13 protein-coding genes (1 of these 13 running past the window's edge) are annotated in these 16,023 nt (G+C 32.1%); 5 read left to right on the forward strand and 8 right to left on the reverse strand.

All coding sequences use genetic code 11. The features are described from left to right. The 3 genes from MRU_RS02930 to MRU_RS02940 form a co-directional block, all read right to left on the reverse strand. Nucleotides 1-482 carry the 5' portion of a DUF3795 domain-containing protein gene (locus MRU_RS02930; RefSeq protein WP_083777626.1) on the reverse strand. It extends 73 nt beyond the left edge of the window, so the window shows 482 of its 555 coding nt (coding positions 1-482); the start codon lies at nucleotides 480-482; its stop codon lies off the left edge, out of view. Beyond that, nucleotides 479-685, reverse strand: coding sequence for a C-GCAxxG-C-C family protein (locus MRU_RS02935; RefSeq protein WP_265101242.1), 207 nt, complete (start codon nucleotides 683-685; stop codon nucleotides 479-481). Before MRU_RS02935 ends, MRU_RS02930 begins: the two co-directional genes overlap by 4 nt. A 502-nt stretch (nucleotides 686-1,187) precedes the next feature. Continuing rightward, on the reverse strand, nucleotides 1,188-1,667 hold the full coding sequence (locus MRU_RS02940; RefSeq protein WP_048812393.1) for a GNAT family N-acetyltransferase: 480 nt from the start codon (nucleotides 1,665-1,667) through the stop codon (nucleotides 1,188-1,190). Between the two features lie 150 nt (nucleotides 1,668-1,817). Here MRU_RS02940 and MRU_RS02945 point away from each other — a divergent pair, with 150 nt between their 5' ends. From MRU_RS02945 to MRU_RS02955, 3 genes are read left to right on the forward strand one after another with little or no spacing between them, the layout of a single operon-like run. Further along, the gene (locus MRU_RS02945; RefSeq protein ID WP_012955377.1) at nucleotides 1,818-2,477 is read left to right on the forward strand and encodes a DUF169 domain-containing protein; all 660 of its coding nucleotides are present in this window, start codon (nucleotides 1,818-1,820) and stop codon (nucleotides 2,475-2,477) included. A 13-nt stretch (nucleotides 2,478-2,490) separates the two neighbouring features. Further along, nucleotides 2,491-3,240 (forward strand): DNA/RNA nuclease SfsA, encoded by a 750-nt coding sequence (locus tag MRU_RS02950; protein ID WP_012955378.1) that lies wholly within the window; start codon nucleotides 2,491-2,493, stop codon nucleotides 3,238-3,240. Next, nucleotides 3,237-3,746 carry a TetR/AcrR family transcriptional regulator gene (locus tag MRU_RS02955; RefSeq protein WP_012955379.1) on the forward strand — a complete coding sequence of 170 codons (510 nt, stop codon included), beginning with the start codon at nucleotides 3,237-3,239 and terminating at the stop codon, nucleotides 3,744-3,746. Before MRU_RS02950 ends, MRU_RS02955 begins: the two co-directional genes overlap by 4 nt. 22 nt (nucleotides 3,747-3,768) lie before the next feature. Here MRU_RS02955 and MRU_RS02960 read toward each other — a convergent pair whose 3' ends face one another. After that, nucleotides 3,769-4,827: an IS5-like element ISMru1 family transposase gene (locus MRU_RS02960; RefSeq protein ID WP_012955380.1), complete on the reverse strand. Its 1,059-nt coding sequence runs from the start codon at nucleotides 4,825-4,827 to the stop codon at nucleotides 3,769-3,771. A 219-nt stretch (nucleotides 4,828-5,046) separates the two neighbouring features. On the opposite strand from MRU_RS02960, the gene MRU_RS02965 reads away from it, so the two are divergent. Both MRU_RS02965 and MRU_RS02970 read left to right on the forward strand, forming a co-directional pair. Then, the gene (locus MRU_RS02965) at nucleotides 5,047-6,087 is read left to right on the forward strand and encodes an aldo/keto reductase (RefSeq protein ID WP_048812394.1); all 1,041 of its coding nucleotides are present in this window, start codon (nucleotides 5,047-5,049) and stop codon (nucleotides 6,085-6,087) included. A 131-nt stretch (nucleotides 6,088-6,218) separates the two neighbouring features. Beyond that, nucleotides 6,219-6,752, forward strand: a complete 534-nt coding sequence (locus tag MRU_RS02970) for a flavodoxin family protein (protein WP_012955382.1) — start codon at nucleotides 6,219-6,221, stop codon at nucleotides 6,750-6,752. A 693-nt stretch (nucleotides 6,753-7,445) separates the two neighbouring features. Here the strand turns inward: MRU_RS02970 and MRU_RS02975 are convergent. The 4 genes from MRU_RS02975 to MRU_RS02990 form a co-directional block, all read right to left on the reverse strand. Further along, nucleotides 7,446-8,846: a DUF3100 domain-containing protein gene (locus tag MRU_RS02975; RefSeq protein WP_012955383.1), complete on the reverse strand. Its 1,401-nt coding sequence runs from the start codon at nucleotides 8,844-8,846 to the stop codon at nucleotides 7,446-7,448. A gap of 7 nt (nucleotides 8,847-8,853) precedes the next feature. After that, nucleotides 8,854-9,747, reverse strand: a complete 894-nt coding sequence (locus MRU_RS02980) for a PhoU domain-containing protein (RefSeq protein WP_012955384.1) — start codon at nucleotides 9,745-9,747, stop codon at nucleotides 8,854-8,856. Nucleotides 9,748-10,474: 727 nt separating this feature from the next. Further along, nucleotides 10,475-12,409, reverse strand: a complete 1,935-nt coding sequence (locus MRU_RS02985) for a MutS-related protein (RefSeq protein WP_012955385.1) — start codon at nucleotides 12,407-12,409, stop codon at nucleotides 10,475-10,477. 353 nt (nucleotides 12,410-12,762) lie between these two features. Beyond that, a complete protein-coding gene (locus MRU_RS02990; protein WP_012955386.1) occupies nucleotides 12,763-15,816 on the reverse strand; it encodes a U32 family peptidase in 3,054 nt (1,017 codons plus the stop codon). Between the last annotated feature and the right edge of the window lie 207 nt (nucleotides 15,817-16,023).

Genomic DNA, 16,023 nt, shown 5'->3' on the forward strand with positions numbered 1-16,023 from the left:
TAATCTGATCTTTCCTTTAAATCCATATCTTTTGTTGATTCATCGCAGTCTTTTAATATCTGTTTTAAGTCATCAACTTCAAGCAGATTTACCGCCAGGCAGAAGAAGATATGTCTGTTGGCAATATTATACCTGTTTAAAATATGGTTTATGATTTCCTTTTTTTCAAGCTGTTCTTTGTGATAGTTTTCGATTCCTATAGTTTTTGCTTTTTGCAAATCCTTTTTCTGATTCCTGTGTGTGATTAGTGAATCGTATAATTCAATTCCATCATATTTGTCACAGGGATATTCCTCACATTCGAAGCAGTAGTCTATATTTCCATGTTCAATGCTGCATGGTGCTATTGTGCAGGTCAGATAACAGGCACTGCCTTCACGACAGCCTGTGCATCTTTTTTCAATAAACATTGGGCATAAACTGCAGTTAAGTCCGCACAATGACAGCAGCAGATCAGTCCGTTTAAATTTTTTATTTATCATAATGACCTTTTATTTCTCCTTATTTGTGCCATCCTTTCGAAATCACCATATTTCAAACCTAATGCCATTATAGCACCAGTGCAAGCTCCACAAACTTCTCCTTTACGCATACCGCCTCCAAATGATATGCTGATTTTAAATGCCTGTTCTCTTGAAAGTCCAAACTCTTCACAAAATACCTCTAAGACAGCTTGTGAACACATATAACCATCTTCAAATAATTGTACTGCTTCTTCTACATAATTCATGATATTAAATATCTTTTTGTTAAGTATATAATTTTAATGGACAACACAGTTTAATATATTCCAGACCATAGCAACCTTGCCATACCCATGTTATAAGCGAGCCAATTCGCCCGGCCGACCCCCACGCCGGTGCGTAAGTGGAGGCGTGTGTGGGGAGGCCTGGGTGAATAGAATTGGCGAGCACTACTATAGGGAGGAACCAATCCTCTCCAGTCGGTTCTGTAAATCAAGCATTTGAATAAAAAGTTAAATATCAAACAATCATCATGTTCCGCCCAACCATAGGTTGGACTGAACGCCTTGAGCATAAGCGAAAGGCCATAATATTGGCATAACGCACTTTAAATTATCTACTACTTTTAGTGAAATTTGTTCTATACCATACGAACAAAAAATTATTAAAAGTAGAAGAATTATCCGCTACTTTTTAGTTAAATTTGTTTAAAAAAATAAGACATTATAATTCAATATAATATGGACATATATTAGCGAATTCATCATTATCTAACCTGAATCCTTTTGGAATGACACCAAGCTGTTTGAATCCTAACTTTTCATACAATTGTCTTGCAGATAAATTATCTTCAACAACAGCATTGAACTGAAGAATTAGAAAATCAAGTTCTTTTGCTTTTTCAATCGAATCCAAAACCAGTTTTTGACCAATATATTTTCCTCTGGCTTTTGAGGATACTACATAGCTGGCATTGGCAATATGGCTGCATCTTCCCACATTATTTGGATGGAGAATATACAGTCCGAGAATTTCACCGTCAAATGCAACTCCAACATGACTTTGACTGTTGAAAAAATCCAAACCTGTCTTTAATGTCAGTACTTCTTCTTGTGGAAACGCATTGCCCTCCTCGACAATTTCATTCCAGATTGAAATCATTTCAGGCAAATCATCCATGGTAAATTCTCTAATAATCATCATTTAGTTAGTTTAAAAATAATGTTATATAAAATTTACATTAACAATCTCCAAGATAACAATCTAATGCAACATATGTTGCAAAAATTTATATATAACCACTACCATAACAAATATTAAAATGCAACATATGTTGCATATTATGGTGATTATATGAATTATCAAGAAATATCAAATATCATTAAAGAAAGCCTAAACCTTAAAACCAGCCCAGTTAGCGTGAAATTATTTGAAAAAGAAAAGGATGCAGAAGAAATTTTTGAAAAAACCAATAAAACAATACATTGTCAGGCAATAATAACAGCAAGTAAAGGAAAATCATTTTATGGAACCATAGATGAAATTGGATGTCCGATTGGAGCGGGAATTTTGGGTCTAAAGGAACTACCTGAAAAAATACTTAACGGATCACAATTCGATAAAATGAATGTAACCTCATCTCAGGAAAGCGGGAAAGCATTAATTGATTCAGTTGCTAAAAACAATAGAATAGAAGCCATTGCATACATGCCTTTGGAGGATTCAAAAATAGAACCTGACGTTGTTGTGGTAATTGCCAAACCAAGACAGATTTTCGATTTGATAAGAGCCAATACTTATCAGGAAGGAAAAAGAATGGACAACAGTGTGGGAGGAACACAATCACTATGCGGAGACATTGTAGTAAATTCAATTCAAACAAATGAACCCCATATCTCATTTGGCTGTATAGGCTCACACATGGCAACAGAACTCTCAGAAGACCAAGTAATAATCGGAATACCAATATCCAAACTTGAAGAAATAGCTAATTCTTTAAATATAATTAACTAAAAGGTAGAATATTATGAAATTTAAATTCAATACACCATTAACTGAAGGAAAGATAATCAAAAGAAACAGCCAGTTCACCTTGGATGTTGAAATCAACGACAACATTGAAAAAGTGCACTGTCCCACAACCGGACGGATTGGAAATATTGATTTAAAAAATGTTGCAGGATTACTTTCCAAAAGCGACAATCCCAAAAGAAAAACAAAATATACCTTAGAGGCAATATCCATCAGCAATCTCAACAGAAAAGATAAAAAATGGATAGGAATAAATCAAATAGCTTCAAACAAATATATTGAGCTGTTTTTAAAAAATCATCTTCTCGACGGGATGCTTCCGGAATATAGTGAGATTAAAAGGGAAGTTAGTCTTGGAAAATCCAAATTGGACTTTTTAGTTGGAAGCACATATCTTGAAGTTAAGACTCCACTTCAAACATTACAAATAGAATACGATACAGATATTAAAACAAAAAAAGTTTCATCATTCTCATCAACTGACAGATTCATAAAGCATATCAATGAACTTGCAGACAGTCTTGAAAGTAATGAAAAGGCAATACTTCTAAATACATTTCAATATGACAATCCAGGATATGAAATCTTAAATCCAAGTACAAATTATATTGAAGTCAGCGAAAATGTGGACAGATGCATTGAAAAAGGATTGGAGATATGGCAGGTAAATATGAAAATAGACCATGAAGGTGTGGAATTACTCAAATACTGGAATACAACATCAAACTTTAGGAAGATAAAATGAAAAGCAAGGATAAAATTGTTAAAAGTCTAATTGAACTAATGGAAACTCATGAATTTGAAGAAATAACTGTAAAAGATATATCCGAACTGGCTGAAGTCAACAGGTCAACATATTATCGCAATTTTAAATCAAAAGAAGACATCATAAAATACAAGTTAGAATCGATAATGGACGAATACCTGAAAGAATTTGAAAGTAAAACAGATAAAACAAAAGAGACTTATATCCGAACAATTCTTGAAACATTTCTCAAACATGAGGAATTTTTAAAAATCATACATAAGCAAAATCAAAGCTACATACTGCAAAAAGTACTCGCCAATTACTTTGGCGACGTATTGAAAGACACCTCTAAAAAGGAAAGATATCAAGTCTATTACCATATCGGAGGAATTTACAACTTTACAATATGCTGGATTGAAAATGACATGAAAGACCGACCGGAATATCTTGCAAAAATAGGTGCGGAGATAACATCAAATATTGAACCGTATTTGCTTAAATAAACTCTTTAGGGGCCTGACGATTTTAGTTTTCAGATAATTGTTGTATGGCCGTTTTTGAGTAAAATCCTTGTGATATAATCAGTGCTCCTAAAAATACATTTAGATAAACGGTTTTTTCTACTGATTTTGGAGTATATTTGTGGATTTCTCTCATATTCAAGCCTTGTTTTAATAATTTGAAAAAATCTTCTATTTTGCCCCTTATTGGTTTAAATTTTTCCCATGAATCTATTTTTTTCATTAATTCCATTTTTAAACTGTTGTATAATCTTTTTTCTTTCATTATTCTCTTTGTTTTGTTAAATACGGCTAGTGGATAAGTTAAAATGTCATCCAATCGGGTTCTGCTGAATTTTTCTTTTGGAAAAATGAAAGGAATGATTTTGTATTTGCTGATTCCGATTTGGTAGTTTTTATAGCTGTAATATCCTTTATCAAAGATTAATGTGTCTCCTTTTCTGATTATTCGTCTTTTTTGAAGGTTTTCTAAAATTTCTTCGAAAAGTTTTGCATCGTTTGGAGCTCCAGAGTGGACTAAAATACAAACAGGATTCATAGAATCATAATCTAATACAACAGTTGCTTTAAATCCAATATAATAACCTTTAGAGGATGAATAACTCCATTTGAGATTAATTTTTTCCAGATGTTCTTTAGTCTTTTTATTTCTGTGGAAATTAATATCTACGTCCACTGGGGTCGCATCAACAATAAAAGTCTTTTTTCCTCTTCTTTTAACCATATTCCTTGAGTTTAAGATTCTGTTTAAACATTTTATAAGTTTTTCAGAGTTTATTTCTGAAAAAATTTTATAAACTTGATCTGCAGTCAAAACTTCAGAAATATTAAAGTATTTGCGAAGTTCTTTTTTGGATTTAAGCTCGTTTAAAATGAATGGAATGTCAATTCCAAAGAACATACTTATAAATATAATTTTAAAAGTAAATATTGTTCTATTTAAGTTTTTAAATCCATAGGATGCTAATATACTTTTGGATTTTCTAGAATCCATAATTTTAAATATTTCTTTCAACAAAATATAATTTGGGTCTTTATTATCTAAATTTAATCTATGCTTCATTATTATCGCCAATAATATATTTGTAAAGCATATTATTTAAATTTAACGATATTAAAGACCTATTTTTTTATATAACTAATAATACAATTGTATTTTTAGAAATAAATACATTTTTATAGGGTAATGAATAAAAATATAGAAAATCTGAACGATTTCATACATAAAAAAATTCAGGCCCCTAAATTTCTTTTTCAAATAATTTAAAAAAAGGTTTTACTCATGGAATATATTAAATTAGGAAACTCCGATTTAAAAGTCAGTAGAATATGCATGGGATGCATGGGGTTCGGAGATCCGGAAAATGGAATGCACACATGGACATTGCCTGAAAAGGAATCAATAGAAATAATTACAAATGGCCTACACAATGGAATTAACTTCTTTGATACTGCTATCGGTTATCAGAATGGAACTTCCGAGCAATATGTGGGAAAAGCAATCCGGGAAAACGCTTCTCGTGAGGAAGTTGTTGTTGCAACAAAGTTTCTGCCTAGATCACAGGAAGATATTGGAAATAATGTCTCTGGAAGACAGCATATCCACAATATGGTCGAAAAAAGCCTTATAAATCTTGGCTTGGATTACATTGACCTGTATATCTATCATATGTGGGACTACAACACTCCTTTATATGATCTTCTTGAAGGATTAAATGAGGTCATTGAAGAAGGTAAAGTTAAATATATTGGAATATCAAACTGTTTTGCCTGGCAACTTGCAAAGGCCAATGCACTTGCAGAAATGGAGGGTTTTGCTAAATTCGTATCAATTCAAGGCCATTACAATTTAATTTTCAGGGAAGAGGAACGTGAAATGATTCCATTATGCCACACAGACAATATTGCATTAACACCATACAGCGCACTGGCTTCAGGAAGATTGTCAAGGCTCCCTGGTGAAGAATCTAAAAGATTAAATGAAGATTACTATGCCAAATTGAAATATCAAAATTCCGAACAGCAAGATTTAAAGATTATAGAAAGAGTCAATGAACTTGCTCAAAATTATGGTGTGTCAATGACAGAAGTGTCTCTGGCATGGCTACTTACAAAAGTTACAGCTCCTATTGTAGGGGCCACTAAAATGCATCATGTTGAAGGTGCAGTTAGTTCCGTTGATTTGACATTAACGGAGGAGGATATTAGTTATTTGGAGGAACCCTATATTGCTCATGATTTGGTAGGAGTAATGGCAGACAATAAGGTTTCAGCCAGTGATAACGAGAAAGTCTGGATTAAACACACTAAAAACAAGATTTAAAGAATGGAATCAAATTTTTAATCCTTTGAGGTTGAATTATTCGGCACTGTTGTAAATGAAAATCGATGATTTATTGGATACTTTAGAGATTTCTGTTTTCGGAGGACATTGTTATTATAATAGGTGAAAAAATGAAAATTATAGTTTTGAAAGGAAGTCCAAATATTAATGGTTCTTCTAATCTTCTTGCAGATAACTTCATTAAAGGAGCAGAAGAAGCGGGCCATGTTGTTGGAGAAATTGATGCTGCTCATGCAGACATTGCACCATGTTCTGGTTGTGTTAGCTGTGGCTATGAAGGTCCATGCATAATTAGTGATGATATGGATATTTTTAGAGAAAAAATCCTTGAAGCGGATATGCTGGTGTTTGTAACTCCATTATACTATTATGGAATGTCAGCGCAGCTTAAAATTCTAATTGACAGATTCTGTTCAGCAAACAGTTCCATTCAGTCAAGTCATTTCAAATCTGCACTTATAACCGTTGCATATAATTCATCCAATTGGACATTTGATGCACTGGAAGCACATTATGATACTCTAGTTAAATATCTTAATTTAGATGATCAAGGCAGAATTTTAGGTTATGGTTGTGGCACTCCCTCAATGACAAAATACTCTGATTATCCTAAAAAGGCTTATGAATTTGGAAAAAGTTTATAATCATGTTACATTTAAAATAAGTTTTCACATAACAAAATAATCTATGTTTCCAATAATAAATTCATTTATTTTCCACTTTAAAACACCAAATATTTTGATAAGATTTATATGAACTGATATTAAATATTATAATGTAGGAGCTAAAAGTACATTATATTTTGTATAGTATACGGGCAACAAAAAATCTATATTATTTGGGCTTTATTTAACTTATTATTCATTAATATTGGTTTAATTCTTGATTAACTTAATATACTTATTTTATAATTTTATTAAGCATTATATGTTGATATTTTTAAAAATTGAGTCTTTTTTTAAGGAATTAATTTGGTCTTTTTTAGCAGGTGTTTATATTTTGTATAGTTTTTTCAGTATATTGGCTTTATATTCAGTGTAAATTCTTTTAAAAATTTATTGGGGAAATTCAATAATCTGGTTTTAATATAATCAGTAATTCCCATAATAATCATTTCATATTTTTTATATAAAATAAGTAATAAAATTAATGTGGATGGAATATGAAAAAAATGATTTTTATGAACTGTAAGTTTTTTAATGGAATATTCTAACTCTTGTAGAAAAATTAATGATAATGTAAAAATAAATACATAATTATATATATTATATAAAAATTATATTACTATTTCGCATAATAGAAAACTAACATGATATAAATAATGAAAAATAGATTTGTTAAATCATGCCTGTTACAAATAAGACCAGATTTGCAATACTTGCAGAACCGAGGTAAGTTCCGGAAATTACGATTATTGCTATAATGATTCCTTTCCAACCAATCTTTTTAAATTCCTCCCAATCGTTACCGATTGCAATACCGACATATGCTAAAAATGCAGTGCAGATTGTAGTTAACTCAATTTGAGAGACATAAGTTATTATAATGTCTGAAGTTGGAACTCCAGGAATGGCTAAAAAAATACCAAGTAAACTTATATAAATGATTGATGGGATATCCCATGGAATTATCCTCTCAAGGCACATTCCGATAAGGGTAATAATTGAAATGATTAGCATTCCGATGAACACATCAAGCAAAGGGGTATGATAACCTATGAAATTTCCAACTGTGCCGATGATTGAGAAAAGTACGAGGAAAGTGACCCATCTTTCAATCTTACCAGAACTCAAATCCTCAGAAGTAGCATATTTATCATCTTTTACTCCTTCAATAGCATATTCGTCATCAATGGTTCTCCCCTCACCTTTACCTATGATTGGAGATAACCATTTATACAATTTTTCTGCAAGAGGCAGGGAAATGAATATGCACATGTAAATGCCTAAACAAAATGAAAGAATGTTACTGCATCCTGCAAAGGCCTCCAATTGGGTAGCCATGGCAGGGTACATATGCACCAATGGAACCAATGCTGCAGCATTCATGCTTGCGCTTCCTATGCCTGAAGCCATTGCAAAGGCATATGGATGGTAAGGTATGAGCGAAATGCATATGCTTGATAGGAAGCTGATAAAAGGAGTGCCGATAATGGATCCTATAACAAAAATGGCTAAAACTCCCCTTGTCTCAGGGGATTTGAAACCATACTTGTCGATAATGACTCCCAAGTTAGGTTCGCGGCAAATGGAACTTGCCATACCGATTACTTCTCTTCTAAATCCTAAAATCAAAGCAACGGGCAATGCTATAAGAGTGCCCAAATCCCCCAAAAGTTGTAAAATCAAGGAGGGGCCGACATTAAAAATAATATCAATGGATTGTCCGCTCGAAATAGCTAATTTAGCAATTAAAACTCCTATAAATAAAACCATTGCTCCTTCAGCTACCTTTGATTGCTTTTTACCTATAAATTTTATAGGTTTTGCTAAAAAAAGAGCCAAACCCATGATTAGGGCATATATTAAAGGCAATAATAAAACACTTATGGTATCAGTGATTCTAATCTCTTTAACTCCAATGGCCATTGAAATGGCAACCAGAACAAAACAAACTATATGCAGGTTGTATTCCTTCCATGGGGGTCGTTTCTTAATAGCCCTGTCAGTTTTTCCCCTAAACGTTTCTTGCGGTTTATTATTTGATATAAGATCTCCTCCTGAGAAGAAATTTGGCATTGTCTTTTTAAATTTTTTCTCTAAATGAACGTGGAGTTGTTGGCCTTGGAATATCCTTATGGAATTCAGCAGCCAAATCCATAATTTCCACTGAGATATCGCCCATTCTTTCGAATGATTTCACTACACGGGATATGTAAATATAATAATTGGACATTTCAATATCCTCAAAAGAAGTTTCAACCATTTGGTTGGCAATGAGATTCATGGCTTTTTGTTGAGTTTCATGAATTTTTTCTTCTGTATCCATCAAATTTCCACGTGAGTCAATATTCCCATTAATAAAAGCATCAGTTGCATATGAAATAGATTTTTGTGCATATTTATGCATTTTTTTTAATATATCTAAAAGTTCATCGTCTACGGCAGTCTTCTCATTAATGACAAATTTGGCAATATGGCCTGAATAATCTCCAATGCGTTCATAATTGTATGCCGCTTCGCTGAACAATAAAATCTTGGAAAGTTTGGAATGGGGATCAACATCAACGACAGTTTCAACAGATGCGCGAACTTTTTCATACATATTATTTGTGGTAAAATCCAGTTTTAAAGCTTGTTCTGCCAAGTCCTTATCATTAGTTAAAATGGCATCGAAAGACATTTGGACCTGTTCTTTAACATGCTCGCTCATGCTGCTTAGCATGTTTTCAATTAAAAAAAATGCGGAATGCTGTTTGAGATTGAAGATAGGGTCTGAAGAGCCATAAATTTCATCATATTTATTCAAGTCGATGACATAAGCCCTTTTGACAATGTCTTCTTCAATTAATGGTTTAAGCAATTGAGTAACATATCTTCGACTAATCTTTAATTTTTCGGCAATTTCATCTTGAGTTGACGGTTTATCATAAAAAATAATATTCAAAATGTCTTCCAAAGTTTTATCGCTCCGCGCCATTGAAAATCCTCTCCATCAATCAAATTTAAAAAATTAACTTCAAAGAAATTTTATTGTGAATGCAAATATTTTCACATTTGCCTATAATAAAAACAATGATTTTGGACTATTTAAACTTTGCTAAAATGTGAATTTTTATTCACAAAAAGTGAATAATATTAGGTGAAAAACATATTTCAAAAATCCGGATTTCAGATAATGGGAATAAAAAATAATGAAAAAATATTTAAACGAAATAAAAAGACATGGGAGTTTTAATATGTTTGCATTGAAAGAATTATCCCATTTCAAAAACATTATCAAAAAAAAGATTTCATTATTTCCAGTAATATTCTCATTATATTATTTATTATATTTTTTATATAAAACAAGTAATAAAATTTTTGAAATATCGGGTAAATTTAAAAGTAATAAAAATATATACTTCTTTGTTTTATATTATAATTAGAGAGCTAAAAGTAGTAAATATTTTGTATAGTATACGGGCAAAATATTAAATTAATTATTTTTTATAAAAAGAGTAATTATCAATAAATACTTTATAGTGATGATGTGTAAATAAAAAAGCGCTTTTAATTGATTAAAACATAAAATAATAATTTTATAGTTATAATCAAAATAAAAGCTTTTAACTATTTTTGAATAAATTTAGAACTAATAATTTTTATATGGAGATTATTCTTAATGGATTTTAGATCATTAAGTCTAATATAAACTTTTTTTAAATTCAGAATTTCTCCAAGATCTTACCATAGACCTTTTTCAGTTCAGGACTAGAGTTCTCATACATTCTTTTTATAATGAGCTCAGGTGTACTCTTAGCCAAATAATTCATCTTAGGGGTCCTATCCACAATCAGATTATAATTCTCATCCAATCCAGTTGCCTCAATACCATCCACCCTAATGTCTGTATACTTCATAAGCTCATTAGCCATATGGGTTACAATGATTGCAAAGGAATTGCTGTCCTTTATCATCTCAATAAAGCTTGAAATGATCTTTACAGCGGCTTCCAATTCTGTAATTCCCTCAAGTTCATCAAGAAGAACCAATTTTTCACAGTCGCTTGTCACAATTGGCATAAACACATTAAGGAATGATTCAAATGCTCCGGCATCCAATGATCTCTTTTTAGAGAAGTGATAAATCTCATCCAATAATTTTATCTTAGCCATATTTGCCGGAACTGGAAGGCCCATCTGTGCAAGAATCGCTATCTGGCTGATTGTCTCAAGAAGTGTTGTCTTTCCACCACTGTTTGCTCCAGTTAAAAGCGCCACATTCTCCTGCTCATTCAATTTATAATCTATCCTTTGAATCTCTCCATTCTCATTATCTTCCTCTGTCTCCTTAAGGCATAATTCCAAATGAAGGGCTCCTTCAAGAGCATATTCGTTTGAAAATTCAGGAGCATTAAGCTTATAATGGTATGCAAAGCTTCCTAGGGCATATTCAAAGTCAAATTCAATTGTTTCCTTAACCTCCCTTTCGGCCTGCTCCTTAATGAGAGCCAAATGTTCGGCAGCAGTGATTTTCATGTCAAAATAGTTGTTCTCGCTGCTTGAGAGAATCTCCATCTTGATTCTCTCCATCTCCATATCATCAATTTCAATAGGATATTTTTTGATGAATGGATCAAAGTCAATTCCACTTTTTGCCTTTATGTTCTCTTTTGATTTAGACAAGATTTCGTCAAATATTTTCTCTATCTTAGGGGGCAAGGCATTATTTAATAAGTCAAGGACTTCATCTCCTTCAAGGTCAACATTGTGTATCCTAGTTTTAAGTTCCTCATCAATATAGGTCTTTTCTTCCTGAACGATTCCATCCAAGTCAATCTCTTGGGTCTTGTAATTGTCAAGTTCCTCTAAGACCGGACCAACATCCTCCAAGACAGTGCTTTCACCTAGGATCTTTCGGATTTTACAAACATTCTCAAAGAGTTCCCTGTTTTCCTTGAAGTAATCTAAAATAATCTCAGGCACAAGCTGGTAGTCTTCAGCTTCCTTGCTTATCATGATGAGGTTAGGCATGTCTCCAAAGTCGAGTATCCCTTCAGAGTAGATGTAATAGACAAGCTCATATCCGCTGATTTCCTCCTTGAAGAATGGTGAATCGGAGGCAGTTAGGATTGTATAGTATTTGTTCAGTCCAAGGTCCATTAGATAATCGCTATCCTCAGCGCTTTCAACAAGTATTGCCTTGCTGGCATCGTAGTTTGCCTTTGCATTCTTTGGCTCATGGAGATTTCTCATCAGCTTGTTCAGCTCATCAAGAGGCAGTTTGCTGACTCTTTCCTTAGCGCTCATGACAAATGAAAGCCTTTCGGCAATAATGAATTCATCCTTTATTGGAGCTAAAAGCAAGATTCTGTTTTTAGAGTAGTTTGTATTTGAATATTTGAGGATTTTTTCAATGATTTCTTCATATAGCTGAATTGCACGTTCGCTTTTTAAAAACTTCTGTGCAGGATTTCCCAATAATTGGTTCATTATTTCAATCGCCTTTCTTTGGCTTATTCCTTCAATTTGGATAAGTCTTTCAAGATCAAGCTCATTTATGACCCGGTTAAGTTCCTCTTCTCCTCCAAGGTTTAGCAAAATCTTTTGGGACAGCTTATCTCCAATTCCTTTTATGTTCTGTAATTCGCTTCCTTCCATAATAATTCCTCAAATTTATTACTTTAGGCTCTTTTATTTCTATCTTGTCATTTTGGCTCTTTTAAAGAATGCTATTCTTTTTAAAAATTAATAAGATTGATCTAATCTGTTTTTCATGAAAACCTATTAAGATTTAATTAAATTAATTAATTAATCAATTTATATTTTGATAAGATTCAAATATTGTAATTTCTATTTTAATTCATTAAGTAATATCCTTTATAATTTTTATTATATTTTAAATCTTTTGTTTTTTCGAAGATTATGATATTTTTCACATCAAAATTGATGTGACTTCGTAAATGTTTAGTGCATTATAATAATTATTTTTAGTTTTTATGAAATTTTAATAATTATTTTAATCCTATATCAAAATTTGCTTTAGTCAATTGCTCTGAATGTTTATTGATAATTTCTTTAAACTCACCTAGGTCATAATCATCATTATCTAGGGAATCCCTATAAACCATTCCAATATCCCTAATATAATCAATGCCCTTCCATCTGCAGTCAATGGAATAGTTTTTGATTCCAATTGACTTCAAGTAATCAATCTCATCAATCAGGCAAAACTCCTCTGAGTTTAGAATAATCAGATTATCCTCATTTATGCTTGTTCTTATTGGGTAATATTGATCCTTTCTGTTTTTTAGGTAAAACTCATTTGAAGAGATGTCCATTTTATCCCTTCTCATCTTCTTATTATATTTGTCGATTAGCTTCAATTGTTTTTTGGAAATAAGTTCCTTTCTTGTGGTCATGGCTTCAATCTTTCCATGAACCAAGATTTCCATTTCAGATAATCCCTCATTGTTTTTGTTTGTATAATAGTCTTCCATTAATTTTTCAATATTCTTCTTATATAACTCGGGTGATATGCATAATGTCTTATAATTTTTTAATTCCATAACACTATATGCATTATATACATTTAACGGATAATTTCCATAAAGTTCTAGCTTAAACTTATCTTTTAATGAATCGTCTAATCCAATTAAACTAGTCATAATATTAATGTGCAAATTCATTTTATTTAGTATGCCTAATATCTTTACTATTGATTCCTTGGATTGCTTATGTGCAATGTCTGGCAATTTCCATATGAGTTCATAGTCTTGGTCTTGGGCCAAGTTGATTGCAGACTTTAGGAAGTTAACACAGTAGCTTATGTTAAGTTCTTTTGAGTCATTTGGGTTGTAGTTTTCTATTCTATCCTTTGTAATTTCATCCAGTCTTCTATTTGGCGGTATTTCTAAATAGATTCTATTGAATAGAGTATTTGAAAGATCATTGATTTTATTTATTTCCTTTAAGCTTTCTAGGCTATTTATGTAGATGGATAGATTTTTTGAATTCTTATTCTTATTTTCCAATTTGGCATTGGATTTTAAATCATTGTTTTCTTGTTCTGATTTAACTTTGGCCTTTAAATCAATCTTTCTATCCAGTTCTTTAGACAACTCCTTAATGTTTTCTTCTGCAATTTTTATATCTTCATCAGTAGGAATGTATGAATTAATTACTTCCTCTTCAAGCTTGTCAAAGAATTCTCTTCTAAGCTCATTTATTCCGCTTATTGGTGTGAATAGGCTTTTATTGTTGTTTACTGTAATCTTTTCGATATAATAAGGGAGGTCTCCTATCTTCATCAATTGCTTTTTGATGGTCTCATTTGTAATAGGCTTTTTGATTGCCTCTTCCCATGGCATTTCCCCTCTTATTTTAAGGGTGATTACCTTTCCATTGTCCAATTTAAGGTTTCCTTTTAGGTGAGGGTAATTGTCGCTGTCTATTCTAAAGTAGAGTTCCAGATTGGATTTCTTTATCATATGCTTGGACTTGTCGCTTTTTAGATTCTTGACTTCATTTATCAGGGAGTTTCTCTTTGTAAGGTATACCTTTGAGCCCTTCTCAAGAGGAAATGGGATTCTTTTGTTCTCCCTAACTCTTTTTATAACAAGTAGTTTGCCTTCTATGTCCTTGTCCTTTTCCCTTTTTCTCCAATGCTTGTCTTTGGAATCTTTTAGGACAGGCTTTGAGGATATGTCAAATCCATAAGTCTGAATGATTGAATGATAGTTTTCATCATTTTCCATCCTTTTTATTTTCTTTTTATTTTTATCTTTCTTATTTGATTTGGATTCATTTTGTTTATTTTTATTGTTTTTATTAGATTTATTGTTTCTTTCATCAGAGTTTTCTCTATTGATTCTGCTTTCTATTAATATTCCATCTCCTTTTTCGGGAATGTGAATTAAATTGTCATTTAATAGGATATGAATCTCTTCTGTTTGAGGATTGTATCTGTGAATATTTCCAATATATAATCCCTGATGGCCAGGTTTCTTTCTGTTCATGATCATAGGATTGTTTTTTGGAATAAGATGACCTGCCGTAAACTCCCTATTGAAGACCAGTCCTAATTCTTCCTCTGAATTTCTGTTTTCTTCCTTTTGAATCTTCTTAAGGCTTTCTATCTTTTCCTTATCCTCTATCTTTTTTAAGTCTGATTTTCTTCCTTTCTTTCCCTTTTTGGTTTTTTTGATTGATTCATTTATGTTTCTATTCAATGACTTTGAGGTCTTGTCGTATCTTAATCTGTTAAGTCTTTTTCTGTAGTTCTTAACTACAGTTGCCACATAGTCTGTGCTTCTCATTCGCCCTTCTATCTTTAGGCTATCAATGCCTAAATTTACGATTTCATCAAGGTTTTCATATAATGACAGGTCCCTTGGGGATAAAAGATAGTTTCCTTCGTTCTTTGGACTGATTCTTTTGCTTTTGTTTATGGACAGTTCATATTGCTCCCTACAGGGCTGTGCGCATCTTCCGCGGTTTCCGCTTCTTCCTCCTTGAAGAGAGGATAGGAGGCAATGGCCTGAATATGAATAGCATAGCGCTCCATGTGCAAATATCTCTATTTCAATTCCTAAGGAATGGGCATATTCCACTATTTCCTTAAGCTCTCTCATCTCAATTTCCCTTGGAAGGACTATTCTTTTTATATTGTGATCGTAGGCCCATTTGATGCCCTCTATATTGTGGAGGTTCATTTGGGTGGAAGCATGTATATTGAGTTTTGGAATATGTTTGTTTATTATATTTATTAGTCCGATGTCTTGAACAAGTACTGCATCAACTCCCATTTTGTATAATTGGAGCAAATATTCGCTTACTTTCTTCAGTTCACCTTCCTTGATTAGGGTGTTTACTGTTACATAGGCCTTGACATTATGCAAATGGGCATATTTGATCGCTTCTCTTATTTCGGGAAGGGAGAAGTTTTCAGCATACTTTCTAGCACCATAGTTCTCTCCAGAGAGGTATATTGAGTTTGCGCCAGATAAGATGGCAGTCTTTAAGTGTTCAGCACTTCCAACAGGGGCTAATAATTCAGGCAATTTCATATTATTCCTCAAAATTGATAATCTTTTGTTTTATGGGGATTGTAACTAATTATTTTTGATTCTCTTGCTTTCTTTTAGTTTAAACTTTTTTCTTTATTTTTCCTTTTAGTTTAATTTTCTTTTAGTTTAAACTTTTTTCTTTATTTTTCCTTTTAGTTTAATTTTCTTTTAGTTTAAACTTTTTTCTTTATTTTTCCTTTTAGTTTA

The organism is Methanobrevibacter ruminantium M1, assembly GCF_000024185.1.
Lineage (GTDB): Archaea > Methanobacteriota > Methanobacteria > Methanobacteriales > Methanobacteriaceae > Methanobrevibacter > Methanobrevibacter ruminantium.

Excerpts from the sequence above, each read along its gene's own strand:
- MRU_RS02955 (WP_012955379.1), top strand. The coding sequence starts at position 3,237 with ATGAAAAGCAAGGATAAAATTGTTAAAAGTCTAATTGAACTAATGGAA.
- MRU_RS02975 (WP_012955383.1), bottom strand. The coding sequence starts at position 8,846 with ATGCCAAATTTCTTCTCAGGAGGAGATCTTATATCAAATAATAAACCG.
- MRU_RS02945 (WP_012955377.1), top strand. The coding sequence starts at position 1,818 with ATGAATTATCAAGAAATATCAAATATCATTAAAGAAAGCCTAAACCTT.
- MRU_RS02965 (WP_048812394.1), top strand. The coding sequence starts at position 5,047 with ATGGAATATATTAAATTAGGAAACTCCGATTTAAAAGTCAGTAGAATA.
- MRU_RS02990 (WP_012955386.1), bottom strand. The coding sequence starts at position 15,816 with ATGAAATTGCCTGAATTATTAGCCCCTGTTGGAAGTGCTGAACACTTA.
- MRU_RS02950 (WP_012955378.1), top strand. The coding sequence starts at position 2,491 with ATGAAATTTAAATTCAATACACCATTAACTGAAGGAAAGATAATCAAA.
- MRU_RS02935 (WP_265101242.1), bottom strand. The coding sequence starts at position 685 with ATGTGTTCACAAGCTGTCTTAGAGGTATTTTGTGAAGAGTTTGGACTT.
- MRU_RS02980 (WP_012955384.1), bottom strand. The coding sequence starts at position 9,747 with ATGGCGCGGAGCGATAAAACTTTGGAAGACATTTTGAATATTATTTTT.
- MRU_RS02960 (WP_012955380.1), bottom strand. The coding sequence starts at position 4,827 with ATGAAGCATAGATTAAATTTAGATAATAAAGACCCAAATTATATTTTG.
- MRU_RS02940 (WP_048812393.1), bottom strand. The coding sequence starts at position 1,667 with ATGATGATTATTAGAGAATTTACCATGGATGATTTGCCTGAAATGATT.
- MRU_RS02985 (WP_012955385.1), bottom strand. The coding sequence starts at position 12,409 with ATGGAAGGAAGCGAATTACAGAACATAAAAGGAATTGGAGATAAGCTG.
- MRU_RS02970 (WP_012955382.1), top strand. The coding sequence starts at position 6,219 with ATGAAAATTATAGTTTTGAAAGGAAGTCCAAATATTAATGGTTCTTCT.